General features: G+C 54.7%; 18 protein-coding genes. 2 read left to right on the top strand and 16 right to left on the bottom strand.

The features are described from left to right. Positions 1-15: 15 nt before the first annotated feature. Together ADG72_RS06115 and ADG72_RS06110 are read right to left on the bottom strand one after the other, a co-directional pair. Entirely contained in the window at positions 16-2,220 is a 2,205-nt protein-coding gene (locus ADG72_RS06115; protein ID WP_048713405.1) for a YhgE/Pip domain-containing protein, read from the bottom strand. After that, positions 2,217-4,811 (bottom strand): YhgE/Pip domain-containing protein, encoded by a 2,595-nt coding sequence (locus ADG72_RS06110; RefSeq protein ID WP_048713402.1) that lies wholly within the window; start codon positions 4,809-4,811, stop codon positions 2,217-2,219. The genes ADG72_RS06115 and ADG72_RS06110 overlap by 4 nt, the downstream gene beginning before the upstream one ends. Between ADG72_RS06110 and ADG72_RS08875 the strand changes: the two genes are divergently transcribed. Beyond that, positions 4,777-4,908, top strand: a complete 132-nt coding sequence (locus ADG72_RS08875) for a hypothetical protein (RefSeq protein WP_275043135.1) — start codon at positions 4,777-4,779, stop codon at positions 4,906-4,908. The genes ADG72_RS06110 and ADG72_RS08875 overlap by 35 nt on opposite strands. On the opposite strand, the gene smpB is transcribed toward ADG72_RS08875, so the two are convergent. From smpB to gdhA, 12 genes are all read right to left on the bottom strand, one after another. After that, positions 4,889-5,416 carry an SsrA-binding protein SmpB gene (gene smpB / locus ADG72_RS06105; protein ID WP_048713400.1) on the bottom strand — a complete coding sequence of 176 codons (528 nt, stop codon included), beginning with the start codon at positions 5,414-5,416 and terminating at the stop codon, positions 4,889-4,891. The genes ADG72_RS08875 and smpB overlap by 20 nt on opposite strands. 40 nt (positions 5,417-5,456) lie before the next feature. Next, entirely contained in the window at positions 5,457-6,728 is a 1,272-nt protein-coding gene (locus tag ADG72_RS06100) for a M23 family metallopeptidase (RefSeq protein ID WP_048713397.1), read from the bottom strand. A 4-nt stretch (positions 6,729-6,732) separates the two neighbouring features. Next, complete coding sequence (ftsX, locus tag ADG72_RS06095; protein ID WP_048713394.1) at positions 6,733-7,647, bottom strand: permease-like cell division protein FtsX; 915 nt, start codon at positions 7,645-7,647, stop codon at positions 6,733-6,735. Beyond that, a complete protein-coding gene (gene ftsE, locus ADG72_RS06090) occupies positions 7,647-8,336 on the bottom strand; it encodes a cell division ATP-binding protein FtsE (RefSeq protein ID WP_009408207.1) in 690 nt (229 codons plus the stop codon). The genes ftsX and ftsE overlap by 1 nt, the downstream gene beginning before the upstream one ends. Before the next feature lie 106 nt (positions 8,337-8,442). Continuing rightward, positions 8,443-9,570 (bottom strand): peptide chain release factor 2, encoded by a 1,128-nt coding sequence (gene prfB / locus ADG72_RS06085; protein WP_009408209.1) that lies wholly within the window; start codon positions 9,568-9,570, stop codon positions 8,443-8,445. Between the two features lie 156 nt (positions 9,571-9,726). Beyond that, on the bottom strand, positions 9,727-10,869 hold the full coding sequence (locus ADG72_RS06080) for an ABC transporter ATP-binding protein (protein WP_048713391.1): 1,143 nt from the start codon (positions 10,867-10,869) through the stop codon (positions 9,727-9,729). A gap of 21 nt (positions 10,870-10,890) precedes the next feature. Continuing rightward, the gene (locus ADG72_RS06075) at positions 10,891-12,660 is read right to left on the bottom strand and encodes an ABC transporter permease (RefSeq protein ID WP_048713388.1); all 1,770 of its coding nucleotides are present in this window, start codon (positions 12,658-12,660) and stop codon (positions 10,891-10,893) included. A gap of 138 nt (positions 12,661-12,798) precedes the next feature. Beyond that, positions 12,799-13,857 carry an ABC transporter substrate-binding protein gene (locus ADG72_RS06070; RefSeq protein ID WP_048713385.1) on the bottom strand — a complete coding sequence of 353 codons (1,059 nt, stop codon included), beginning with the start codon at positions 13,855-13,857 and terminating at the stop codon, positions 12,799-12,801. 124 nt (positions 13,858-13,981) lie between these two features. Beyond that, positions 13,982-14,659, bottom strand: a complete 678-nt coding sequence (locus ADG72_RS06065) for a response regulator transcription factor (RefSeq protein ID WP_048713382.1) — start codon at positions 14,657-14,659, stop codon at positions 13,982-13,984. Beyond that, positions 14,656-15,504: a sensor histidine kinase gene (locus ADG72_RS06060; protein WP_239667684.1), complete on the bottom strand. Its 849-nt coding sequence runs from the start codon at positions 15,502-15,504 to the stop codon at positions 14,656-14,658. The genes ADG72_RS06065 and ADG72_RS06060 overlap by 4 nt, the downstream gene beginning before the upstream one ends. Positions 15,505-15,815: 311 nt before the next feature. Beyond that, positions 15,816-16,427 (bottom strand): class I SAM-dependent methyltransferase, encoded by a 612-nt coding sequence (locus ADG72_RS06055; protein ID WP_048713377.1) that lies wholly within the window; start codon positions 16,425-16,427, stop codon positions 15,816-15,818. 181 nt (positions 16,428-16,608) lie between these two features. Continuing rightward, positions 16,609-17,973: an NADP-specific glutamate dehydrogenase gene (gene gdhA, locus ADG72_RS06050; protein WP_048713373.1), complete on the bottom strand. Its 1,365-nt coding sequence runs from the start codon at positions 17,971-17,973 to the stop codon at positions 16,609-16,611. 194 nt (positions 17,974-18,167) lie between these two features. Between gdhA and ADG72_RS06045 the strand changes: the two genes are divergently transcribed. Continuing rightward, complete coding sequence (locus tag ADG72_RS06045; protein WP_048713371.1) at positions 18,168-19,397, top strand: phosphotransferase; 1,230 nt, start codon at positions 18,168-18,170, stop codon at positions 19,395-19,397. Positions 19,398-19,505: 108 nt separating this feature from the next. Here ADG72_RS06045 and ADG72_RS06040 read toward each other — a convergent pair whose 3' ends face one another. Next, positions 19,506-22,910, bottom strand: coding sequence for a UvrD-helicase domain-containing protein (locus ADG72_RS06040; RefSeq protein WP_048713370.1), 3,405 nt, complete (start codon positions 22,908-22,910; stop codon positions 19,506-19,508). Then, positions 22,907-26,053, bottom strand: coding sequence for a PD-(D/E)XK nuclease family protein (locus tag ADG72_RS06035; protein ID WP_048713368.1), 3,147 nt, complete (start codon positions 26,051-26,053; stop codon positions 22,907-22,909). Before ADG72_RS06035 ends, ADG72_RS06040 begins: the two co-directional genes overlap by 4 nt. Positions 26,054-26,101: the final 48 nt, after the last annotated feature.

Raw genomic sequence — 26,101 nt, 5'->3', positions numbered from 1 at the left:
CAACCCAAGGAGGCACTACATGAGCTTTGTGGATTCCAGCTTCTCAACCAAGAGTCGGTTGTTCTTGATGAGGAAGGGACGAAGACCCAATCCCAAGACCGCCGCAAATAGGGCAAAAGCACCCAGCAACAGCATTGCGTCAAGATATTCATTACCCGAATACCCCGCAATCGAGGCTCGCAGCGCCGTGATCCCATGCGTTGCGGGAAGATACGGCGAAATCGACCGGAAGAAACTCGGCAGAATATCCAGAGGGAACGCGCCACCGGAAGCCGAAATCTGGAGCACCAAAAACAGCACGCCCAGCGCCTTCCCCGCGTTCCCGAATGTCGCAATGAAGGTATAGAGCAGGAATGAGAACACCAAAGCCATGAACCATCCCGCACACATAAACTCCCACGGGTGAGCGTGCTGAACTTTCAGGAAGAACAGCTCACCCAGGCACAGAATCGTCGCCTGGATAAGCGCGATCAGCCCAAAAATGAGGTAGCGTCCAAGGAAACCTTCCCACAGCTTCACCTCGCGGCCCTTGAAATAGAGCGCAGTCGGATGTGTCTCTTCAAGCCCGTCGGCAACGTTCTCGGCAGTGACATCACTGCGCAAAGCAACAATCATCAGCACCGAGCCTACCCACAGTGCCAAAGCAGTGTACAAAGGCGCCATCTGCGAGCCAAAGTTCTCTACCGGATACACCGCAATCGTCTCGATCCCCACGGGTGCTGCAAGTGCGATTGCGAGCGCTTGGGGATCCGAGCCGATGATCGTTCGAACCTGGGCAAGATTCCCACCGTTGAGTGCGTCAGTGAGCTTCGTGTGGATCGTCGCCAGTTTTTCCGAGGCCTCGCGAAGGTTGGTCCCGACATTGCTGAAGGTGGATTGAAGTTTCGTCAGTCCCTCACGCACTCCCGTTGACCCGTCACCGACTTGAGAGCTCGCTGCGGAAAGCTGATTGCGAAGCGAAGCCATCGATGAAGTCGCAGAATTCATCGTCTGAGAAAGCTGCTCCAGCTGGGGGCGCAACGTCGATTCGACATCAGACTTGAGTGTCCCCACGGCCGTTTTCGCCTCTTCGATGAGGCTCTTCACGTCTTGATGATTCGCGGCTGCCGCTGCCCCGTTCTTTTCCAGATCATCCGCCGCCGCATTGATCGCACTTTGAAGCGCATTCAGGCGATCAGCAGAAGCTTGCAGACGATTCAACACGTCTTGAGAAATGGGAGAACCCGGGAGCTGTGAAAGAGTCTCTTTCACGTGAAGATACTGGGTCGCCTGGTTGCCCACGGCCTCGGCCTGAGAGCGCAAGGTTGCCACGGCCGAAGTCACGGTGCTCCCGCCTCGGGAATACACATCATCAATCGACGAAGCCAGGGCGTCCAAGGAACTAGCCGACGCACTCACCGCTGAAGACAGAGCAGAAGCAGCCTGCGAGGCACCAGAAGAGATCTTTGCAATCGAAGAAGAAGCCGTGTTTCCTGCATTGGAAAGCGGATCCTTCGCCTGCGCAGCATTATTGAGCATCGTCTGGGTGGAATCCACAAGCTGAATGGACGAGCCAATAAGCCCCGCATAGGCATCGGCGCTCGCCGCCGCATTCGCGAGACGTGTCGAGGTCGTCTCCAGACGCGAATTGAGCGCCTGAATCCCGCGCACGTTACTTGGGTCCGAAAGAGAGTCAGAAAGCGATGAGGCAGTATCGACAGCGATCTCGGCCAGAGTCTGAGCAAAAGCATGGTTGATCTGCGCGGAAACATGCTCTGCTCCCTGCCCCGCGATCTTCGGACTCAAACCGTTCTTCTTCTCGTTGATGTAGTAGGTCAGCGGGGTGCTGTGCGCATCCGAAGAGAAGAAGGTCATCATCTCGCGCGAGAAATCCTGAGGAATCACGACCGCCGCGTAGTACTCACCGGAGCGAGTCTTCTCAACTGCCTGCGCTTCACTATCAACAACCCAGTCGAAGTCCTCATTCGCACGCAGCGCGGCAACAACCTGATCGCCAATATTGATCTTCAAGGGCACCAGATCCGACTTGTACCCCGCGTCGCTATTGGCAATCGCGATTCGAAGATTCTTCGTATTCGCGAAAGGATCCCACGAGGCCGCAATGTTGAACCACGCGAAAATCGACGGAAGAACAACCAAACCCAGGACAACGACCATGGAGATGATCGAGCGATGCGCGCGATGGAGATCAGCCCGGAAAATTCGCCACACGGCTTTCACTTCTCGCTCCCCTCTTCCGTATTTTCCTCATTGCCGAGGCGGTGCTTCCCCAGTTGCGCAGCGGAAGCCTTGACTCCATGGAGCCTGCGACGCAGCAAGGAGCGCACGTCAGAATCATCCATCGAGGTGAGCAACTGCTGACGAGCCAAAGACTCACGAATGTACTCCAGGGCAATGAGGAAAGTAATAATCACGAGAATCCAGACGATCCACAGCCCCAGAAGGAGGGGGACCTCCGCAACGCTCGCAACAGAAAGAACTGCAAGGATCGCAGGAATCACGATTCCCAGAATCAGAGCCCCACGGCGCATCTTCGGATAACGCCGCTCGAAATTTCGCGCACGACGGGTTACCGAACGCGAATACCCATCGTGATCGGCAAGGACTGCAACGATCTGGGATAGACGGTAACGCGAGGAAGGAAGGTGCGTGGCCTCGGCAAGGAACAATCCTGAACGGGACAGGTCGCGACTGACCATCGCATTGAGGTTGACCAAGAAGGGACGAACCAGCAAGCCCACGGCGAAAGCGATAAGAACGTGGATTCCCAGCACTGCAATCGCCCTCAGGTACGCGTGCCCGTAGAAACCACCAACTGCCTCGCGCATCGCGTTAATCCCATAAGTGAAGGGGAAAAGCGGATGAAGGAAACGGAAGAAGGAGGGCATCATCTCGATGGGATACAAGCCCGCCGCTCCGGGGATCTGAAGGACCACAATGATGACACACAGGCCCTTACCGATATGTTGGAAGCAGGTCGCCAACATGTAGATCACGGAAAGGAACACCAAAGAAACAAGGACAGCAGTCCCCACAAAGGCCAGTTTCGAAACCGTTTGGACCCCGATCACCAGATCGCCGATGGAGACGACCAGAGCTTGCCCAATCGCGAATAGAGCCAAGAGCATCCAACGTGACATGTACTTTTGCGCCGAGGTCATGGAGCCGACGCCCTCTTCATCGACCTCAAGCTTGAGAATGATTACGAGTGCGAAGGCACCGATCCACAGAGAAAGGTTCGTGAAGAGCGGTGCCATTGCGGAACCATATGTAGCAACCGGGAAAACAGTCTGGGTTGTAATCGATGTCGGGGCAGCCATGAATTCTGCGATTTTCTCAGGGTTGAGATTCATCGAGTCCGCAAGTGACTGGAGTGCATTGGACGAGGAAATCGCCTGAATATCACCCTTGGTGCTGTCTAGATCGGACTTGAGAGAGGCAATATTCGCCGTAGACTGCGCAAGCGTTGTCTTCGTTGAATCAAGCAAGGTATCGAGCTGGTCCAGAAGGCCCGAAATCTGCTCACGTTGCCCTTGAAGGACGCCGATCGCGGAGCGAAGATCCGCTGAGGCAGAGGACATTTGGTCCAAGGCACCGGCGATGAGCGGAAGCTGATTTGTCACGCCTGAGCGCGCCTGCGCGGCAGCATCACTCAGAGATTGGCTGGCGGAGTTCAGTGAGTTGAGCGCCTGAGCGATCGACGCTGAGGTTGAGGACAGGTTCCCATTGAGCGCCGATAGATTTGCCAAAGTCTGCCCGACCTGCGCATTTTGAGTGCTTAAGTCCTGTAGTGCTTGCGAGGCAGTGGGCAGATTCGCAATCCCAAGACCCTGTAGATCGCGAAGGATCTCACCGTTGGCTTGGTTGATGGATTGCCCCTCGGTGAGCACGCCACCGATTGAGGTCGTTGCCCCCTGCACTCCCCCGTTGAGAGTTCCACCAACGCTTGAAGCTTTCGCGACTGCTGAGGAGGCGTGTGTCGAAAGCCCATCCAGAGAAGTCGACATATTCGCACTGAACTGCGAGATGCTAGATCGGGTATCGGAGACGAGTTGATCTGCTTGGGACAAGGCCTCGTTAAGGTCACTTAACGCTGAGTCGGCGTTCGTCATTGAGCGTCGCGCGCCGCCGACCTTATCCTTGGCTGAATCGAGCTTCTCCCCCATTGCGTTGAGGGACTCTTCGGCCTGCCCCAATTGCTCGCTTGCGGCTTTTACTTTCTCGCTGATGTCTGAGCGTCCATTTTGGAGAACTTGAGAGATCGACTTTCCCGTGGCCGTGATCTTCTCCGAAAGAGTCTGCGCGACGGTCGAGACGAAAGCCGAGTTAATCTGCTGGTCTAAGGAAGACGCGCCTGCTCCGGTGATTTTCGGAGCGACGGCATTGTTCTTCTCATTGACGTAGTACTGGACATCGGGCTTGGTATAGGTGCCGTCAACAATACCCGTGAGGCGCGTGGAGAAATCGGAAGGAATGATGAAAGCGGCATAGGATTCCCCGCGTTCCACTTCTTTCTTTGCCTGCTCCGCTGAGACGAAATGCCATCCGAGTTGATTGTTTTCACGCAGCTTCGATTCCAGCATCGCGCCCACGTTGACGAAACCGATCGCATCTTTCGTCGCCCCTTGGTCGTCATTGGCCACTGCAACGCGGATCTTGCTGGTATTGGAATAGGGATTCCAAAAGCCGACGATGTTAAACCACGCATACAGTGCGGGTACGAAGAGAAGACCGACAATGACAATCCACGCGGCAGGCACGGTTACCATTCGCCGTATGTCTCGGTTGAGCGATCGCACAACGGGCTTCATCAACGCTCCTCAAAAAGAACAGCTGTGCACCTTCCACATGGAGGGCACACAGCACTTCCTCGTGAACACGCCAGCGATCAGCGACGTGCTTGTTTGACATAGCGACGCATCGCGCGCTCTGCCTCACGCTGGTCCTGTTTTTCACGCAGGGCCTGACGTTTATCCCACTCTTGTTTACCGCGAGCAAGGGCGATCTCAACCTTTGCGCGGCCGCCGATAAAGTACAGCTCAAGGGGAACGATGGTGTATCCCTTGGCAGAAGACTTATCGGCCAGAGTGGAAATCTGACTGCTATGCAGCAGCAGCTTCCTCTTTCGCGTGGGAGCATGGTTTGTCCATGAACCCTGGGCATACATGGGGATATTCGCCCCATACAGCCAGGCCTCGCCATTCTTAATTTCCACCCACGCATCAACAAGCGACGCGCGGCCCATACGCAGGGCTTTCACTTCGGTACCCGAAAGGACCATGCCGGCCTCCCACGTATCTTCAATGAGATAGTCGTGGCGAGCCTTCTTATTGCGCGCAATTGTTTTCTTCGCGTCCGAAGCGGCCTTACGCCTCTCGGATTCGGTAGGCTTTGGCTTCTTCCATTCCTTCGGCATAAGCACCCCCTCAGTGAGAAATTACAGAAGAACTATTGTCCTACAAGTAATCCAGAGGTTCAACATCAGCACCATTGCGCATAACGGACAGGTGCAGGTGGCAGCCGGTGGCGTATCCGGTAGCGCCGACCCAGCCCAGAACCGTATCGCGTCCAACGTGCTGACCAACATAAACATTGGTGGACTGCATATGAACATACGCGGTCGACATGGATGCGCCATTCATCATCCCGTGGTTCACGTAGACGACGTTTCCGCCAGCCGTTTCGACGGTCACAGCGGTGACAACGCCTTCGGCAACGGGGTAGATCTCGGTGCCACAATTTGCGGCGAAGTCGGTCCCGTTGTGATAACGAGAGATCCCAAGAACGGGGTGGACGCGCCACCCGAATGGTGACGTCACGACCAAGGGAACGGGAAGCGGGCTGGAGAAGTTCGACGAGGAGGTATAGCGCCTATTCTGACGGCGATTCTCTTCATCGATCGCAGCGAGCTTCGAGGTCGCATCCTGGTATTCGCGCTGCCACTGGCCAAGTTGTTCTTCAGCCTGGGCCTTCTGCGCATCCCACTGAGCGCGTTTTTCTTCCGAGGTTTTCTTCAGTTCGTCGAGCTCGCGAAGCTTCGTTTCCGCAGTGTTCTTTGCACTTTCTGCTTCTTCCGAGGCCTTGCGCGCCTTCTCCTCTAGAGAGGAGATTCGCGAGGTGACGGCGTCTTGCCTGCTCTGCTGGTTACGCGTCGCTGCCTGCATATCCATTGCTTGGCTGAGTGCACTGTCTTGAGCCCGTGTCATCGCATCCGCTGCGGCTGCACGATCGGCAATTTCTTCGGTTCCTGAAGAGGAAAGCGCGATCAGAAGGGGCGAGCTCACTCCCCCAGACTGATACATCTCGCGCGCCAATGCACCCACAGCTTTTTGAGATTCCTCTTGCTGTTTGCGCGCTTTCTCCATCGCTGTATTCAGGCGAGCAACCTCGGCCTGAGCTGCATCCAGTTGTGCCTGCGCGACGTCATGCTCGCGCTTGGCACCCTCGTAGCGTTCATTAGCAGTGTCAAGCTCAGCCTGAGCAACGGGGATCTGTGCATTCGCAGTTTCAAGGTCTAAGTAAACCTGGGCGAGCGAAGCATCCAAACCCTCAAGGTTGTTGCGAAGCTCTTGCACGTGCTGCGCGGACTCGCGCTGAGCCTGGGCAACGCGGTCACGGTCTTCGTCCGCAAAAGCGGGTGGTACCAGAGCTAGGGGCGCTGCAACAACAAGCAAGGCCACCGCACTGGTAAGTCCCGTTGAAAAACCGTGAGAACGCATCTTTGCCATAGGATCAGATCTTCGTGTACTTCGCCAGTGAGAATGCGGATGCCGACAACGCAAGGAGCACCGCAGCAACGATGAGGATCGGCGACATGATCCACACTTCGCGCATGCCAATAAAGTTCGTCCAACGGAAAGCCTGCGCAAGCCACTGATTCACCAGGACGTGAACACCGACGAACAGGGTTCCCACTGCCAAGAGAGCACCGACCACCGCAGCAATCGCACCCTCAATCATGAAGGGAGCTTGAATAAACAGGTTTGAGGCACCAACCAGTCGCATGATGGAGGTTTCGCGTTCACGGCTCATCGCGGACAAGCGAATGGTGGTCGTAATGAGCAAGACCGCGGCGACGATCATGACGCCCGCCAAGCCCAGCGACAGGCCTCGCGCCTTACCCAAAACCTGGAATAGGGGCTCAACAATCTCACGCTGATCCTTGACAACGGATACACCAGCTGAACCGGTGAATTCGTCTCGAATAATGCTGAATTGCTCGGGATTGACCAGCTTGACGCGGAAAGAAACCTGCATCATGTCCTCGGTCGTCCACTGCCCCAGCGGAGAATTACCGTAGATCTTCACGAAGTTCTTAAAGGCCTCAGCCTTTGATTCTTCGTAGACGTCCTTAACGTAGGGAGCCAGCTCTGCAGAACGGAGCTTATCGCGCACCGCCGCAATCTGTGTTTCCGTTGCCTCTTGGTTGTTGCAGCTCGGAGTCTGATCATTGTTGGCACACATGTAGATCGACACCTCGATCTTGTCGTACCACTGACTCTTCATTCGCGAGACCTGCATCTGCGAAAGGCCTGCAATACCCACAAACAGCAGGGACACGAAGGTCACGATCACCACGGCAACAGACATCGCACGGTTTCGTGACAGGCCCTTGCCAACTTCCGAAAGAATAAAACGTAACTTCATTACTTCACCGCCCCATACACGCCGCTGTTCTGATCACGAGCAACCGTTCCATCGTGCAATTCAATGACGCGCATACGCATCTGGTTCACGATTGCAGCGTCGTGCGTTGCCATAACAACCGTGGTCCCATTGCGGTTAATACGATCCAGCAAACGCATGATTCCAAGCGAAGTATCCGGGTCCAAGTTACCGGTCGGCTCATCTGCAAGAAGCAACTCGGGACGGTTCACCATCGCGCGAGCAATTGCCACGCGCTGTTCTTCTCCACCGGAAAGCTCATGGGGAAGACGCTTTTCTTTACCGGCCAAACCGACCAGTTCCAAAACATCGGGAACCTGGGTTTCGATAGCATGGCGAGGCTTACCGATGACCTCCATCGCCAGAGCAACGTTCTCGTATACGGTCTTTGAAGGCAGCAAACGGAAGTCCTGGAACACGGTGCCGACCTGGCGTCGTAGCTTAGGAACCGACCAACGCGAGAGTTTACCCACGTCATGGCCGAGGACCCACACCTTTCCTGACGTCGCACGAATTTCCCTCATGGTGAGTTGAAGGAAGGTGGACTTACCGGAACCGGACTTTCCCACGAGGAAGACGAACTCTCCGCGCTTCACTTCAAGGGAAACATCATCTAATGCCGGACGCGCACCAGGCTGATACACCATGGTGACGTGATCAAATCGAATCATGAGCCGTCTCTGATTGGGGTTATGGTCCCTTTTACCCTATGCAGCTCGAGCCTCAAAACTTAGGCGACACGCGCAAAAGCCCGGGCTAGGCCCGGGCCTTTTCGCATCAGTCTTGATTCTGCTGGTTCTTACGCCAACGAATTCCAGCGTTGATAAAGCCGTCGATATCACCATCGAAGACGTTCTGAGGATTGCCGGATTCGTATTCGGTCCGCAGGTCCTTCACCATCTGGTAGGGCTGCAAGACGTAGGAGCGCATCTGGTCACCCCACGAAGCCTTCACATCACCCGCGAGCTCCTTCTTCTTCGCTTGCTCTTCCTCATGACGCAACACTAGAAGGCGAGACTGCAGAACTCGAAGAGCTGCCGCACGGTTTTGAATCTGTGACTTTTCGTCCTGCATCGAAACGACAATACCCGTCGGGATGTGAGTCATTCGAACGGCGGAGTCTGTCGTATTCACCGACTGACCACCGGGACCGGAGGAACGGAAGACATCAACCTTCAGTTCGGACTCGGGAATCTCAATGTGGTCCGTAGACTCGATCAGAGGAATAACCTCAACAGCAGCGAAGGAGGTCTGACGACGCCCCTGGTTATCGAAGGGGCTGATACGCACGAGGCGGTGGGTACCGGCCTCGACCGAAAGAGTTCCGTAGGCGTAAGGAGCTTGAACCTCAAAGGTTGCGGACTTTAAGCCAGCTTCTTCCGCATAGGAAGTATCCATAACCTTCGTCGGATACCCGTGGCGTTCTGCCCAGCGCAGGTACATGCGCAGCAGAATCTCAGCGAAATCAGCAGCATCCACGCCGCCAGCGCCGCTTCGGATGGTGATGACTGCGTTGCGCTCGTCATATTCACCGTCAAGAAGAGTGCGAATCTCAAGGGCGGACATATCGTCCTTCAAGGAGGCAAGGTCAGATTCAGCCTCGGCAAAAATATCTTCCGCGTCCGCAGGATCGCTCTCAGCGGTCTCACGGGCCATGTCAACAATTGCCTCGAGGTCGTCAATGCGTTCTTCCATTGCCAGAACACGATCGAGCTCGCTCTGGCGGTGCGACAGCTGCGAAGTCACTTCCTGCGCATGCGCGGGGTCATCCCACAGGTCAGGAGCGGCTGCCTTCTGCGACAGCTCCGCGATTTGGGCGCGAAGACGCTCGGGCTGCACAACGGCGGAAATATTTTCCATCGTCGTACGCAAGGACTGGATCTCTTCAGAAAACTCAATGGCCACGTCTAAAGGGTAGCCGATTCATCGAATTATTGACGAGGCCGGGGCCGGGTGAGGGACAATCACTCCCCTCACCCGGCCCCGGGCCGTGCCGTTATTTCATTGTATGAACGCCTCTACGGCGCATCCGCCTGCATTCAGACGATTGCGACCAGCACTTCAGGAGGCCAGCTGGCCAGAAGGCAAGAGCCACGCCTTTTCGGCCTCGATTCCCAAGCGCACATACTGGCCTTCTTCAAGAAGGTCCTCTGCACGCGGGTCGGAGACCACACACACCAGCGAGCCAAACTCGGTTTCAATCTCGTACTCAACGGTTTCGCCGTAGAAGATCGAGGTAACAACTTGGCCCAGCGAACCGGTGAGCGCCGCAGGCTTTTCATCGGTTGCGGAAATGCGCATGGATTCAGGACGAACCAGAACAACCAGCTCATGGCCCGAACGAACGGCTTCCTTTGCGCTCTCAGAAGCGTGGACACTGAGCTGCTGGCCCAGAGCCTCAATCTGAACCTTGCCGTCCTCGCCGACCTCACTGGCCTTTGCGGGAACAAAGTTCGCGCGACCAACGAAGTCAGCAACAAAAACGCTGGCCGGGTGCAGGTAGATCTCTTCGGGGGTATCCACCTGTTCGATTCGTCCCGCATTCATCACGACAATGCGGTCGGACATTGCCATTGCTTCGGACTGATCGTGCGTCACGTAAACAGAGGAAATCCCCAGACGCTTTTGCATCCGACGAATTTCCACGCGCATCTTCACGCGAAGCTTTGCATCCAAGTTCGACAAAGGCTCATCGAAGAGCAGAACCTTCGGACGTACGACCATCGCTCGGGCCAGTGCAACACGCTGCTGCTGGCCACCGGAAAGTTGGGAAGGAGCGCGATCCGCCATCGCGGTCAGGTTCATTGCAGCAAGTGCAATATCGACCTCTTCCTTGATTTCCGCTGCGCTCTTCTTTCGCAGATGCAGGCCGTAGGCCACGTTCTCGCGCACGCTCAGGTGAGGGAACAAGGCGTAGGACTGGAACACCATAGACATGGGTCGCTTGTTCGGTGGGACAACCACCATGTTTTCGCCATCGAGCATGACCTGACCTGAAGTCGCGTCTTCGAAGCCCGCAATCATACGCAGGGTCGTGGTCTTGCCGCAGCCCGAGGGCCCAAGAAGGGTGATGAATTCACCGGGGTGAATATCCAGGTTGATGTGATCAACCGCGGTGACCTCGGAAGCGGTGTTCGAGAAGGTCTTGGTCAGCTCCACCAGGGACAGGCGGCCGGGAGCATTTGTGTCATTCGTATTCGACATGGGTCTTTCCTTTGTCAACAATTACATGCCCGCGCCATTGGTGGCGGTGACAGATTTATCTCGAACAAGAACATTTGTTAGGCCGATAACAGCCATCACAATGACAATCAAGATCGTGCAGAAGGCAAAAGCGTTACCGAAACGGCCTGCATCAACCTCAGCAAGAATCTGAGAGGTCATGATCTTCGTCTTAGGAGTCGTGATGAAAATGATCGGCGACAGCGTCGTCATGGATCGCGCGAATGCGTAGGTCAAACCAGCGATGAATGCCGGACGGATCAGAGGAAGCGTCACCTTCATGAAGGTATGCAAGCCCGATGCGCCCAAGGAGGTTGAGGCCTCGTCAATCGAATGGTCAACCTGGTGAAGGGAGGCAATACCGGAACGCTGACCCGAGGGCATCGAACGCGCAACGTAAACCATGATGATTGCCAGGGCACCACCAAAGACCGCGGAACCACCCGCGAGCGCAGGCATCAGCATCAGTTTTCCGCCGACAATGAGCGGCTTGTTATAGGTGATGAGGTAACCAATACCCAGAACCGTACCGGGAACAGACAAGCCGAGCATGCCCAGGAAGTCCATGAAGCCAGCCGAGGCCTTAAGGCGGACAACCACCAACCATGCAACAACCATGCCCAAGATGCCAGCGATCGGCGTTGCGATCAGAGCCAGGATGGTCGTGTCAATGATGGCATCGTTGCCGATACCCGAGAGCACGTACTTGAAGTTCTTCAGAGTGAATGTATTGTCCACGCCCAAGATCGAGACGAAGGCTCCGACAATAACCGTTGCGTAGATAGTGACAACGAAAGCGGCCAGCAGGAAGGTTGCGATTCCCAGCGGGATGCGCGCCTTCATTGAGCGAACCATACGGACCTTACCGGTCGGCTTGCCCGTCACGGTAACCGTTGAGGAGCGTCCTGACCAGTAGCGCTGCAGAAGGAAGACAAGAAGCGCTGGGACCAGAAGAATCAATGAGTATGCCGAGCCCGCAGCCGTGTTGTATTCGCCGTTAACAGCGATGTAAGCGCGCGATGCCAGGACGGTGAAGTCACCGCCGATGACCAGCGGGTTCGCCAAGTCGGCAATGGCCTCGACAAACAGAAGAAGGAAGGAAGCAGCAAAACCGGGGACAAGCATCGGAAGCGTGACGGTACGGAAGATCGTCCACGAGGACGCGCCCAAGGAGGCGGCGGCCTCTTCCATTGCGGGGTCAAGGTTCTTGAGCATTCCGAGCATATTCATGTATGCAACGGGGAAGAAGGAAAGGGACAAAACCAGGGTCAGACCTGAGAGGCCATAGATATTCCACTGCTGTCCCAGAACCTGCGTCGAGATCAGGCCGTTACGACCAAAGAGAGTGATGACCGATGTTGCCACAGCGAAAGGCGGCGAGACGATCGGGATCATGCAGATCAGGTGAAGGATTTTCTTGCCCGGGATATCGACTCGTGCCTGCACGTAGGCGAAGAAGAAACCAGCAAGAGTACCGATCAATCCAACAACCAGGCCCAGAACGACCGTGTTCAGCGCAATCGTTCGGTTCGTTGTTGAGCTGGCGAAGGAGGTCAAAACCTTCAGGCCATCAGTTGAGAAGGCTCGCGCCAAGATCGTGACCAGCGGCAGCAAGACCAGAAGGAAGAGAACTGCTGTAATGATCGCGACGATCGCAACCGTCACGGGGTCGCGTCGCACCTTCGTTCGTTTTTTCTTTCCCGAGGCCACGGCTTGCGCCTGCGGGGTTTGTGCCCCTTGGGTGCGTGGTGGCGCAACTGTCTCCACTGACATTGGCTATCCGATCTCTCCAGGTACCCGCGTAACGCGGAAAAGCCCCTGTTGGTGTGCGCGTCCTTCAGCGGACACATGAAGAAAGAGGGAGGGGATGGAACAGGGACATGGAAAGAACCACCCCCTCCCTATGCACCACTACTGGCGCGGCTTTGCGGCAACCTCTTCATCGAAACGCTTCGTCAGCTCGGGCTTTGCGGCCGCTGCTGCAGCGAAGTCGTAATCGATCAGGTTGATCTCATCGAGCTTGGCCATCTTGTCGTTGGTCTTGGCATTCGGGTTGGTCAGAATCTGGTTTGATCCAACGGTCTGGCCAAGGTTCTGGGCATCAGCCGAGATTGCCCAGTCGATGTACTTCTTGGCGGCCTCGGAGTGCTTCGAGTTCTTCACCAAAGCGACGCCACCGATCTCGTAACCGGTGCCTTCCTTGGGGAAGGAAACAACGAGGTCCTTCATGCCCTCATCGCGGTACTTGACGCAGTCGTGAGAGAAGACCAGGCCCACTGCGACCTCGCCGCGTCCTGCGATCTGGCCGGGAGCGGTACCGGACTTGGTGTACTGCAGGACGTTTGCGTGCATCTTCTTCATGTAGTCGATGCCGGCATTCTCGCTGCCGCCAAGAACAACCTGGGTCCACAGTGTCGTAAACGCAGTTCCCGAGGTCGAGGGGTGTGCCGTTGAAATCTGGCCCTTGAGTTCGGGCTTGAGAAGGTCATCCCACGACTGAGGAACCTGGAGGCCCTTTTCTTCAAGAACCTTCTGGTTCGAGCAGAAGCCCAGAACTCCAACGTAAACACCGGTCCAGTAGTGCTTCGGGTCCTTGTACTTATCGGGGATTTCCTTAGCGGTGGGCGAATCGTAGGCCTCGATCAGGCCCTTTTCTGCAGCTGCACCGTAGCCGTCAACCGGGCCGCCATGCCAGACATCAAACTCTGGGTTGTCCTTCGCGGAGTCCAGACGAGCAACGGTCTCACCGGAGGAAAGACGAACGTAGGTTGCCTTGATTCCGGTCTGCTGAGAGAAGGTCTCTGTCCACTTCTGGCAGAGGTCTTCCATTGCGCCACAAGCAACGGTAATGGAATCCGAAGATCCGCTTTCGCTGCTACCTGAGGACGCTGAGTCATTCACAACACACCCGGAAAGTGCTAGTGCACCCGCCGCGCTGAATGCTGCAAGGGAGATGAAGCTCTTCTTCATCAGATTCTCCTTTGAATCGAGGGTATGCACGGGGCTGTCACTATGCTCGTGCGCTCTTGGTTTCATTCTTACGTGAAACAGAACACGAAAAGACCGACCTTAGTAACGAGCGGTAACTGATCTGTTACCGAAGATCCGGCATGGTGTACCCAACCGAGCGAACCGATTGGATCAGCTCTCCCCCGCGATCCCCAAGAGCGCCTCGCAAACGGTAAGCGGTCATCTTGATCATGTCTTTCCCGCCAGAACTATCCTGTGTTTCCCAAACAGAGTTGAGAAGCTCGCGGTAGCTCACAGGCTCTCCAATATGCGAAGCAAGGAAATCCAAGAACCGTCGTTCCGTCGAGGGCAACTCCACCGGCACCCCGTCGACATAGACTTTCCGGTCATGTCGATCGATACGCAAAGGACCGTTGGACACAACATCGTTGGGATCTTTCTTACTTCGACGCAGAAGAGCCTGAGCGCGAAGAGTCATTTCCTTTGGACTAAAAGGTTTCGTGATGTAGTCGTCCGCGCCGCTTTCAAGTCCCTTGATGCGGTCAGATTCTTCAGAAAGCGCCGTAATCATAATGATTGGGACATCACTCATCGCTCGAATTCTTTGAGCAAGCGAAATCCCTGAGATCACGGGAATCATCAGGTCAAGAATGACCAGGTCGTAGTAGCGAGTTGCAAATTTCTCCCAAGCCTTCGCCCCATCGCTTGCAGTTTCTACAGTTATTCCCGCAGTTTCAAGGGCGAATTTGATAATCATGAGGATCTGCGGCTCATCATCAACAACTAAAGCCTTCGCGTTCACCTGGCCTCCTCAGGCAGGAGTGATTGATCGCCACTTCGTATGGTACGCGGAATAGTCAGATAGAAGGTTGTTCCTTTTGAGGAAACCGTATCAACTAAGATCGTGCCACCGTGAAGTTTCAGAATCTTTTGCGTAAGCATCATCCCTAAGCCCGTTCCAGGTCGTAGCGACCCTCCAGTATCGAATGGGATGAAAAGACGCTCTTTTTCTTCCTGGGTCATTCCGCGACCGTCATCAACGATAGAAATGGTGACGTCTTCGTCAAAAGCTTGTACTGTCACGACGATCGAAACGTCATCGCCCGCATGACGGGCTGCATTATTAATAACATTGGCAATCGCCTGCCCCATCAAGCGCGGATCCAGCGACATATAGATGGGCGCGCCATGGTTTTCCAAACGGATGGGCGAGGAATGGAAACGACGCATCTGCGCCACATTTTTACGCACCAGTTCACGCATTTCAACGCGTTGAAGGCGAAGATTAAATAAGTCAGACTCCAGGCGCACTTCGGCCAGAAGATCATCAGCCATTTCGACGACCTGGTGCGCATTTTCGGCAATGGTTTTCGCAAACTTCATTTGCACATCATTCATAGGTCCAGTCGAACCATCAGCAAGAAGCTCTGCTGCTCCCCTGACAACAGTCAATGGAGTGCGTAATTCATGGGAAAGCACCGCCGGACCAGCCATGTAGTCCTGGTGAAGTTTACGTAGCTGTTCTTTTTCTGCATGCAAGCGCTGAATGTCTCGGCGCATTCGAAGAGCAAAAACAATCGCAAGAGCAGCGAGGAGCCACGACAGTGCGATAGCACCTATGGCAACTGATTGCATTGTCCTGCTCACCTTTCCATTGCACTCTCAACGATATCCCCACACGGTCACGAAAGGCGAGCGAAAAAGCGAAGACACTCGTTCATTGCTTCTGTTGTGAAACTTTGATCGGGTGGCGGGCTCATCGTCGTAGCTACCAATGTGCGGGCACTGCACACACAATCCTTCCTCTATCGTTAGGGTCTCCACTGCCCCGTACTGCGACGAAGTGCATCGGTGGAACTTCAACGATATCCGGCCCTTTCTTAGGCGCGTAGAGTTCCTTACACTCCTTCTTAATGTCAAATGACAACTCAGACTCCGGGTGAGCTCAACAGTGAGGACTATTGATCATCATTGTTACAGGTAAGGGAAGCGATCACACAAGGAATCCGGCCGTCGATAAGGGTGTAAGTAACGTTGCGATATCCCAACTGTTCAAAGAAAGTTCGATAGGAGTCCACATCGAATTGTTCCTTGAAGTCAGCACCGAGCTTCGCAAGGATCTTCGGGATTATTCCTTGTTTGCTTGGGCGACGCTTGACGTAAGTCGGGACAACAATAGTGCCTCCAGGGCGGACCACTCGTTCAAGTTCCCGCATGACAGCACCAGGATTTGGAAGCAGATGGATGACATTACCTGCGACAAGCACGTCGAAGGAATCGTCCGCGTAATGCAACTTTGTGATGTCAGCTCTTTCGACAGTGACGTTGCGATATTTTGCAAGTTTCTTCCGCGATTGTTTGAGCATTCCCTCGGAAAAGTCGGTAGCAACCAGCCTCTTGCACTTTGGCGCAAGGAAAGTACTGATTGCACCGGTTCCGCAGGCGCATTCAAGGACCTCGTCTTCGAGGCCAACCAGCTGAGCGACGGCGACGCCTGTTCCGTCGTTCACACCGCGATTGAATGTGTTTTCAAAGAAGTCATAAAGGGGCGCAACCCGATCCCAGAACATCAGCGAACCTCCGCTTGCCCAATGCCTACGCTTCATTGCGATACCGAGAATGCTACGCGCGTCCAGAATTTCGCACTAGCCCCAATGGAAGCCGCTCTATTTCGGTGGGCGCGCTCCTCCGCCTATACGAAAGGGGGCTTCACGCCCACCGGCGCGAAGCCCCCTGCTGCGAGTCTTCGAATTAGATCAGGCCCTGAGCAACCATCGCATCGGCAACCTTGATGAAGCCAGCGAGGTTCGCACCTGCAACGTAATCGCCGGGAACACCGTATTCGTCAGCGGTTGCAAGGCAGTTCTCGTGAATGCCAACCATGATTTGATGAAGCTTTGCATCCGTCTCTTCAAAAGGCCACTGGGTACGACCCGAGTTCTGCTGCATCTCGAGTCCCGAGGTGGCCACACCACCGGCATTCGAAGCCTTACCGGGTGCGTAAAGGACACCGGCGCGGCGCAGCTCATCAATGGCCTCGGGAGTGGTGGGCATGTTCGCGCCCTCCGCGACCATCTGCACACCGTTATGAATCAGGGCCTCGACACCTTCAAGGTCAAGCTCGTTCTGGGTAGCGCACGGAAGAGCAACGTCACAGGGAACCTCCCAAATCGCGCCTTCTGAGAAGAAGTGCGCGCTGGGACGCTCGGCGGCATAGTCGCTGACGCGACCGCGACGAACTTCCTTGACGTCCTTCAGGAGATCGACATCGATTCCTTCTTCATCAATAACAAAACCGGAAGAATCGGACACTGCAACGACCTTCGCGCCCAGCTGCTGAGCCTTCTCGGTCGCGTAAATTGCCACATTTCCTGAACCGGAAACAACAACACGCTTGCCCTCAAAAGAGTCTCCTCGCGCACGAAGCATTTCCTGCGCAAAGTAGACCAAGCCATAACCGGTGGCCTCGGTGCGAGCAAAGGAACCACCCCAGGTCAGGCCCTTGCCAGTCAGAACACCGGCATCAAAGCTATTGCGAATACGACGGTACTGGCCGAAAAGATAACCGATTTCGCGGCCACCCACGCCAATATCACCGGCGGGAACATCTACATTGGAACCAATATGACGCTGAAGCTCAGTCATGAACGACTGGCAAAAACGCATGATTTCGGCGTCAGACTTCCCCTTGGGGTTGAAGTTTGCACCGCCCTTGCCGCCTCCCATGGGCAGGCCGGTCAAAGAGTTCTTGAAAATCTGTTCAAAGCCAAGGAACTTGATGATCGACAAGTTCACCGAGGGATGGAAGCGCAGGCCGCCCTTATAGGGGCCAAGCGCGGAATTGAATTGAACGCGGAAGCCGCGATTCACGTGAATGCGCCCCTGATCATCACTCCACGGAACGCGGAACATGAGTTGACGTTCAGGCTCGACAATTCGCTCGAAAATCGCCAGATCCTGGTATTCGGGCTTGCGTGCAACCAGAGGAGTCAGTGTGGAGAGAACCTCGAAGACTGCCTGGTGGAATTCACCTTGGTGGGGGTCGCGCGCTACCAATTCATCGAAAACCGATGCGAGCTCGCGGGGAAGCTGGGATGTATCGAACTTTTCACTCATGTCTTGATCATGGCACTGCTCCGGTTTATTTACCTTTTCTTTTCCAACATATGGACTCTGTATTGCGCATGCCCTGATCGCAGGCACGCAACACCAGCCACGAAGGCTCACATATTCGGTGTACTTGGCGGCAATTTTGCCTTCTCTCGATGCGCCTGCCCCGCTGTTTTCGCCCAGCACATTAAGGTCTAAACGTGACTCGATCTAAGACTCCCTATGAACTTGCTGCCCTTGCAACAGTTGCGGTTCCGCGGCTCGAAGTAGCCGGACTGCGTCCCCCGCAGTTCAGTGATGAGGTCCTTTCAGTCACCGGACTCATTGACACTTCAGGTGACCGCTGGATGGTTGTCTGTCCACACGACACTGTCGGCGGACTGGACATGGAAGCCCAGAACGCGGTTCTGGAGCGTTTGGGGAAGGCTCACGATTTCTCGAAGATCCCCTTTGAGGTTCCCCGTCCCGCTGGTTTCACCCGCACCCCAGAGGGTGATCGAGTCATGGTCCACCGCGATCTGGGTGGGCACGTCATGGAAACCTCGGATTTCGACGACCCACACTTGCTTCCTGCATCTTTGGGAAATGCACTGGCCGCACTACACAATCTTCCCGAGCTGATCTATACCGGCGTCAATCTTCCGGCCTATTCAGCAATTGAGTGCCGTGACCGCCACCAAGCAGTTTTGGACGAGGCCGCGCAGGAAGTCGTCATTCCCGCAAACTTGTGGGATCGCTGGGAAGAGTCGCTGGAGAATTTGTCTCTGTGGCGTTTCCTCCCCTCCCCCATTCACGGCGATCTTTCTGAGACTTCAATTCACGTCGACCACGGTCGGGTCTGTGCATTGACAGGTTTTTCATCCGCACACGTTGGCGACCCCGCCGTCGATATTGCATGGGTATTTGCGCGCGCGTCGGATGAGTTTTTAGAGCGCTTCCACGAGGCCTACCAGCAGACTCGTTCCGAGAAGGACCTGCACCTTCTGGCGCGCGCTGAGCTTCTTTCCGAATTGGCCGTGGTGCGTTGGTTGGTTCACGGACTGCACAGTGGGGATTCCGATATTGTCGACGAGGCCCGAGCTATGTTGGCAGAGCTCTCGGCAAGTGTCGGAGAGAGCGCTGCCAAGCGCTCTCAAGAGCCTGTGAAGACTCCAAGCGATTCTTCTACTACAGAAAAAGAGTCTTCTTTACAGAGCGAGGACACAACCCTTCGAACATCTGAGTCGACTCCCGAGAGCCCGCGCGCAACAGAAGCAGCTAGAAACAATGCTTCCACCGGCACGAGCGAAGGTCATGCTCGTCCCCATTCCGGTCCGATCAGGCTGAGTGCCCACACGTCGAAAGCTGATTCTGAGGGTGACTCTCAGCAAGCGGCTGAAGCGCCGACTGAGCACATCGATATGAGTGTGATCCTGCCTACTCACGAGTAGATCAGGCTCAGCATTATTTCTCAGTTTTTCTATTTTCTGCGCGCTACTTAGCGACGCGAGGTAAACACCTTCAACGTGCAGTCATCCTTCCTTCACTGCCCGTCAGCGCTAACTGGGATTCTTTTTCTGGAGTTCGGTGAGCACCTGAGTCAGCTGGGATTCAAGCTGATCAACAGGCACACCAGTTTGATTCACGATGTCACCGATGCTGTAGCTAATAGGGCCCCTGAGGAAGCACACTTGTGCCTGCACTTCACTGGGAGAGAGACCTTCGCGCTGTGCCCAGGCGATGCGGTAGAGCTGAAGCTGACGCGCGTAGTATTCCCACGTTGAAAGCGGTGTGTTCTTCCCAGGAAGGTGCGATGTCTTCCAATCAATGACGGTATATGTGCCGCTGGCATCTTTAAATACCGCATCGATTCTTCCTTGAATAGATATTCCCGCGAGGGTAAGCGCAAAGGGTTCTTCGATAGCAATGGGTTCGAGCTGTTCGAGGTCTAGCAAATGGAAGTTTTCTTGCATCTGAGCAAGCAGTTGTTGATCAGAAGCTTCTAATGCTTCGCTGCCTTCCACGGGTTCGTCCCATAGCTCACCGGTACTGAGGTGAAGTTCTTTTTCAACCCATTTGTGGAAGATTGTGCCAAGCACGGAACTTGATTGCGGTTCAACGGGCAAAGGCCTGCGGATATTGTTAATCCACGTATCTGCTTTCCCAATCAAGTCTGAGATCCCTGTGGCGCGAACACGATCAATGCGAATATCAAGCGCCGAATGAAGGGCTCTTTCTTGTTCTTCAAGCAGTAGATGGGTGTCGTGAACCAAGGGATCGCCGCTGGCATCCATGACATATGGGTCGCTTTCGCTCTGATCTAAAAGAGCGTGAACGCGTGCAGCACTTTCAATGACCAGCTGGCGTGAACGTCCTGGAAGGATTGGATACTGTCGCAATCTGGTATCGACCTCGATAAGCTGTTCAGATTCCCAGTCTTCGTCGGGTCGCGCGGCGATCTGTTGAACATCTAGATCGAGTGCGTTCACTGTTTCCATGAGATACCGCGATGGATCGCGCGGTTTCAAGCTTCCTGAGTCAAGCCAAGAACCGCACAGGAGCAGATCGTGTCGCGCTCGAGTCCATGCGACATAAGCCAAACGCCGTTCTTCGCATTCGTGGTGAATTCCTTGGCGATAGTGGATGCTGTCTGTATTTGTTTCCTTGCCGGACTTTCCCTGCATGTGGTTGTTGAAGATGCTCATCGCAGTGGTCCGCGAACTTGTTGCTTCAGATGCGAGCAGATCGAAATATTCTGCTATTCCGGTCTCTCCGTACTCTTCGGGGACGATCTGGGGAAGATCCGAGTAATCTCTGCGCACGGGATAGGGCAACTCTGAAAGAGAGTTAAACCATTCTTTTGCTCCCGGAGGGTCCTGCTTCCAGTCTCTTGGAGAGGCACTGTGGTTAGGGAAGCGCGAATCTTGTAGGCCAAAGACCACGACCGAATCCCATTCCAGTCCCTTTGCAGAGTGAATCGTCAGCAATTGGACGGCATCAGCACGAGTAGCGCTGGTAGGTATTGGGAGTCCTTTTTCTTCTTCCTCTGCGACTGCCAACCATGTAAGGAATCCGGATAGATCAGCCCCTGCGACCTGAGCTTCGTAGTCAGCCGCGATATCCACGAATGCATCGAGCATTTCCATTCCCCCGTCGCCCAGGGGGTCGGACATGATCGCTTCTCTGAGCCCAAGGATGGACATTGCACGCTCGATTTGTTCATCGAGTGGCCTGCCGGTTCCCTGACGAATAATTTCAAGTCGGCGTGCAAGAAGCGAAAGCCGTTCATGTGCGACAGCGGTAAATGACGGGCCTCCTGAAGGCGCGTGCCATCCCACAGGCGGAAGCTGATCAATGGCATCCATAAGGAAAACATCCGGATGCTCCTGTTCAGCCTTCATTCCCTGTCGAGCCCGGTATTTTGCATATTGGTTAAGAACCAGAAGATCTGCTGCGCCGATATCCATCGCGGTAACAAGGCGCATGAGAGCTGGGGCATTCGTCGGATCTGAAGCGAGCTCAAGGGCGGCACGAACATCGCTGACTGAGGGTTGGTCTAAGAGACCTCCTAAACCAACAACTTGAACCGGGATATCTGCATCTTTGAGTGCACGTTCAATCGCGGGAAAATCTGCACGACGACGACACAGTACTGCGCAGGTGTTCCACTTTCCCTTCGCGTCTTGGACGCGATGCTGACGGATGAATTCGATAACATGCTCAAGTTCTTCTTGGTAGGTCAGCGGATAGCTAGCGCTGACCTTCCCTTCTCCCGCTTGAGGCCTTGGCCCAAGAACTGGCGGTTTGACCTGAGGAACCTTAATGGAAGTGCTCCCAGTGCTATTCTCTTGGCCGATTCTGGGAAGGCCTCGAAGCGGAAGAGCAACCGCGTTTGCTGCTTGAAGGATCGCGTGGTCGTTTCTCCACGCGGTCGAAAGGGCGAGCTGGGTTGCCTCACGCTGGGTAGAAAATGCGGTCAAGAAGTTACTGAGCGCGGATGCCGAAGCACCTCTCCACCCGTAAATTGCTTGACTGGGATCACCAACTGCTGTGGTTGGATGATCTGCAAAAAGTGTGGATAGGAAGGTCATCTGGATGACCGACGTATCTTGGAATTCGTCGAGTAGTACAGCTTGATAGTCCGAACGCACCTGGCGGACGACTGCAGAATTTTCCGTGACGATTCGTGTTGCAAGAAGAAGCTGATCCGAAAAGTCAATCAGACCGTGACTGCGCTTGTAGTCTTCAAACACCCGTGCCATATCTAGGAGCAAAATCCTATTGGCATTAACGGTAATCATGGATTTGAGAGAGCCGGTCGGATCTTTTCCTGCAGATTGCGCGATTTCTTCCAACTCTTCGCTAAATGCGCGGAGGGCTTTTGCTCCCTGATCAAGAGTCATATTTTGTTCTGCGATATGACCGCTTAAGGCGAGTACCGCGGCGACAATTGATGACGTTGGTTTGTATCGCCCATCTTCTTCGGGGTACTCTCCCCTCCAGTTTTGGACAATCTCCGTGAGAATTTGAACCTGCTGCGCCTGTCCGATCAAGCGCGAGTCGGGATCTACCCCAATTGTTGCGCCGTACTCGCCAAGGATTCGAGCGGCGAAAGAGTTATAGGTCAATGCCGTTGGATCGCCTTGGAAATTACGGCCAAGATTTGATGCCAAGACCCCGAGGTCTTGTCGCATTTTGAGCCCCAGCTCCCCCGCTGCTTTGCGTGTAAAGGTCAAGCCGAGAATGCGCTCCGGGTCAATTTCGTGATGGGCAACCATGTAGAGCACACGCTGCGACATAGTGGTTGTCTTCCCTGCCCCTGCTCCCGCAACGACGAGCAGAGGTTCAAGAGGGGCTTCGATAACGGCACGTTGCTCATCCGTGGGGGGAAAATACTGGCGGCTTCGGGGGGTAGCCAAACGCAGAATTTCATCAACACTGAGCTGTGTACTATCGATGGTCATTCCACACTCCTCTTTCCTTGCTCACGCGCTGGGCAAGAACGGGCGAACTCGCAGTATTGGCATGCTTCATCAGAGGGCGTCGCGATAAAAGATGGGCCTTTCATTTTCTGCCCAATCTCATCAAGCTGGCTGATCCAATCCGCCCTTGTTTCCGGGTCTAAGGGGTCTTGCGCGATTGTCCGGACATCACCGTAGCCAAGATATTTGAGCTCTGCTCCCAGAACTTCATAACCCAGTTCTTCGACTGCAAGTTGATAGAGAGCGAGCTGCGGGTGGTCCGGGTCCTTTTTCGCGCCGGTTTTATTTCCCTTCTTCCCAGTCTTGAAATCGATAATCCGAACGCCTTGGCCTTCCGCTTCCATTCGGTCAATTCTTCCGCGGATGTGAACTGAAGAGATCGGAACATCGAATGGCACTTCGACTTGAACATTTTCGTTCGGATCTGAACAGCTTCCCATTTGAGCAGATTGCTCAAGATATTCACCAAGCGCAGATGCCATCTCTCGAAGATGGTCCATGTGGATCTTGCTTGCAGCTTGGCCTTCATCCACGCCCATTGCACGAATTTCTTCCTCGAGCGCATCCATAACAGCGCTGCGAGGCCCGCATGGGAAGCGCTCGGCCAGGCTGTGGATTAAGGTTCCATCTGCTGCGCTCTGTGTCGGCATTGAAGTACCGCTATTGGAAGCAAAGAACCAGCGAAGAATACACTGACGCGCGCTATCAAAACTTGAAGGACTCACAGCGACGCGCTGCTGGTCGTAGACCGGACTATCCGAACTGATCCCTCCGGCTCCAATCCAATTGCTGGGGATTGCGCTGGGGACTCCACGTTTGGCAAGAATTGCAAGCAGACGGGTAGCAAGCTGAGATGTTTGGAGGTCATTCTCTTGCGCGGCAAGATACCTCAATCTGGAGATATGACCAGAAAGGTCTAATGCGGGCGGGACGTCTTCAATTGCAAAGCCATCTTCGGGGATCTCAATCCCCGCGCCTTGTGCAACAAGTTCAACAAATTGCGATGGTGCCTGATCTTCATTGGAAACAACTCCAATGTGCAATGCCAGATTCGTTCGTGAAACGGCAGCAAGAAGTCGCCGAAGTTCATCGTCTAAAACTGCCCTGCGTTGGATTCGAGGATCATCAATGACTTCTTGAGCAGGGTCCATACTTCGTGTGATCTCCCCAAGAAGATCGGCGCGCAGCAAACGCTGTCGAAGCCGCAGATCGGGCCAACTGCCATCTTGAAGCCCATAAAGTGCAACAACGTTCCAATGTCGCCCCACTGCCTGTTCTGGGGTGAGAACCTGGATCCCTTCATGGCGATATGCGGTTACAGCAATGGTGTCAGTTGCTACATCGGATTCGAGGAGCTCGCGTGCAAACTCTGCGGCGTCTCTCTGCGGATTTCTTTGTTGCCAGATATCCGCGACCCTAAACAGTGCAATCACCGAATCTAGGACGTCATCAAAATAATCTGAATCCGAGTCGTGCGCTAATGCCCGTTTGCTCAGTTCCTCGGCTACATCTGCAGTCGCCCATGCTTCCCAGAGCGCTTTTTGGGGGCTGAGGGTTTCTACTTCTTTCCATAGAGTCGAGGCCTTAAGAAGCTTGCGCAGTTCCGTTTCCACATTCTGTGACAGAAGAGAGGGGTCCTGAAGAATGCGAGAGACCGTGTCTGTACTGAGGTGCTGAACGCGCCCCTGTGCCAACTTCTGATCGCTATGTGCCCAAACATAGTTGTGAAGAAGCGAACTGACGTGTAGGGCATCGATCGAAATCAGATCTGAACGTAGCCAGCGATCGATAACTCCTACGCCATTGTCTTCATTCGGAATTAAGGCTTTCAGCAACGCGCTGGTCATTGAATTGGACGCAAAATTGAAAGCTTGCTGACCTCCAGCAAGGGGAATTTTGCTACGTTTCAGGGCCCTTCTGGCCTGCTGAATAAGAGATTGCGAGCGAACTATTACTACCTGCTGAGACCAAGGAATGTTGTCACGCAGATAATGAGAGCGCAGCTGATATCCCAAAGCCGCCCCCATCTGCGCAAGGCTGGCACAGTTGTGGATATGTACCCCTTGCTCACCGAGCCGCCTTTCAGAGTCGCCAGCAAATGGGGCATTTCGTCTTCCGGAGGGGCCGCTTTGCGTAATGCGTGAGGCAAGCGAGAGATTCAAGGAATGAAGCTGAGGAGTACCGACGTAGCTACACCCGCAGTCTTCAATTTGAACGTCGAGGATCTTGGCCAGATCGAGATCCATATGGGCATAACCGCGCTTGTATGAGGTTACTGAGAGATCCGGATTCGAGAACGCAATGATACGACTTCCCAGTTGGTGTGCGACATGAAGTAGCGCTAGCAGTGAGGGAGTGCAGTCCTGCAGGTCATCGATCAGAAGGTAGCGCGGAAGCGGGGTAAAAATTCGTACCCCCGCGGACTGCGCATGATCATCCCAATGGGCAAGGAGCTGGGCAGCTTGTCTTCCCAGCCGCGCCCCATGCGCCAGCATCGTTCCTCGGAACTCCACCCCCAGCTGCGGAAGTTCGTTCCACTTCTTGAGCAGGGGTGCAAGGCTCACCCACTGCTTCATTGCGCGAATGCGGCCGAGTTGCTCTAGATGCTCAGCAGTCGTCCCAGACTCTGCAGCAGTATCAATGAGATCACGCAGTTCCATCCGAAATGCCGGAAGCGAACGGATGGTATCTGAAAGCTCTTCGGGCCACTGAACCGCAGTTTCTTCTAGCAGTTGAGAGACCATGCGATCCATGTTTGCGCCCGTCAAGAGCTCGACATCACCCAGCGGTTGATCACGCGTATTTCGCCACTGCGACACAATTGAATAGGCCCACCCGATGGGGGTTCGCACCGGGCGCACCGCATTGGGAGCAAGCGCTTGTACCGCAGGCATCAACTGATCGGCGCGCAAACGATCCGGAGTAAGAACTAAAAAAGAGTGATCCTTGCGTACAAGTTCAGCAACAGCGGCGAGAAGAAGAGTTGTCTTCCCGCTTCCAGGCGCACCGCGAAGTACAGCATCACCTTCAGTAATCTGCTTAAGCAGCAAGCGCTGATGGTCGCTGAGTTCCGGTAGCCCTGAGAATTCAGAGCCAACCGTGATACGCACCGCTGTGTTGTTCATATAGCGATTCTGACAGAGGCCACCGGCATTTGGAGCCAACTTTTGGCT

It is taken from the genome of Trueperella pyogenes (assembly GCF_001070855.1).
Taxonomy (GTDB): domain Bacteria; phylum Actinomycetota; class Actinomycetes; order Actinomycetales; family Actinomycetaceae; genus Pauljensenia; species Pauljensenia pyogenes_A.
This window is presented reverse-complemented; position numbering and strand designations above follow the sequence as displayed.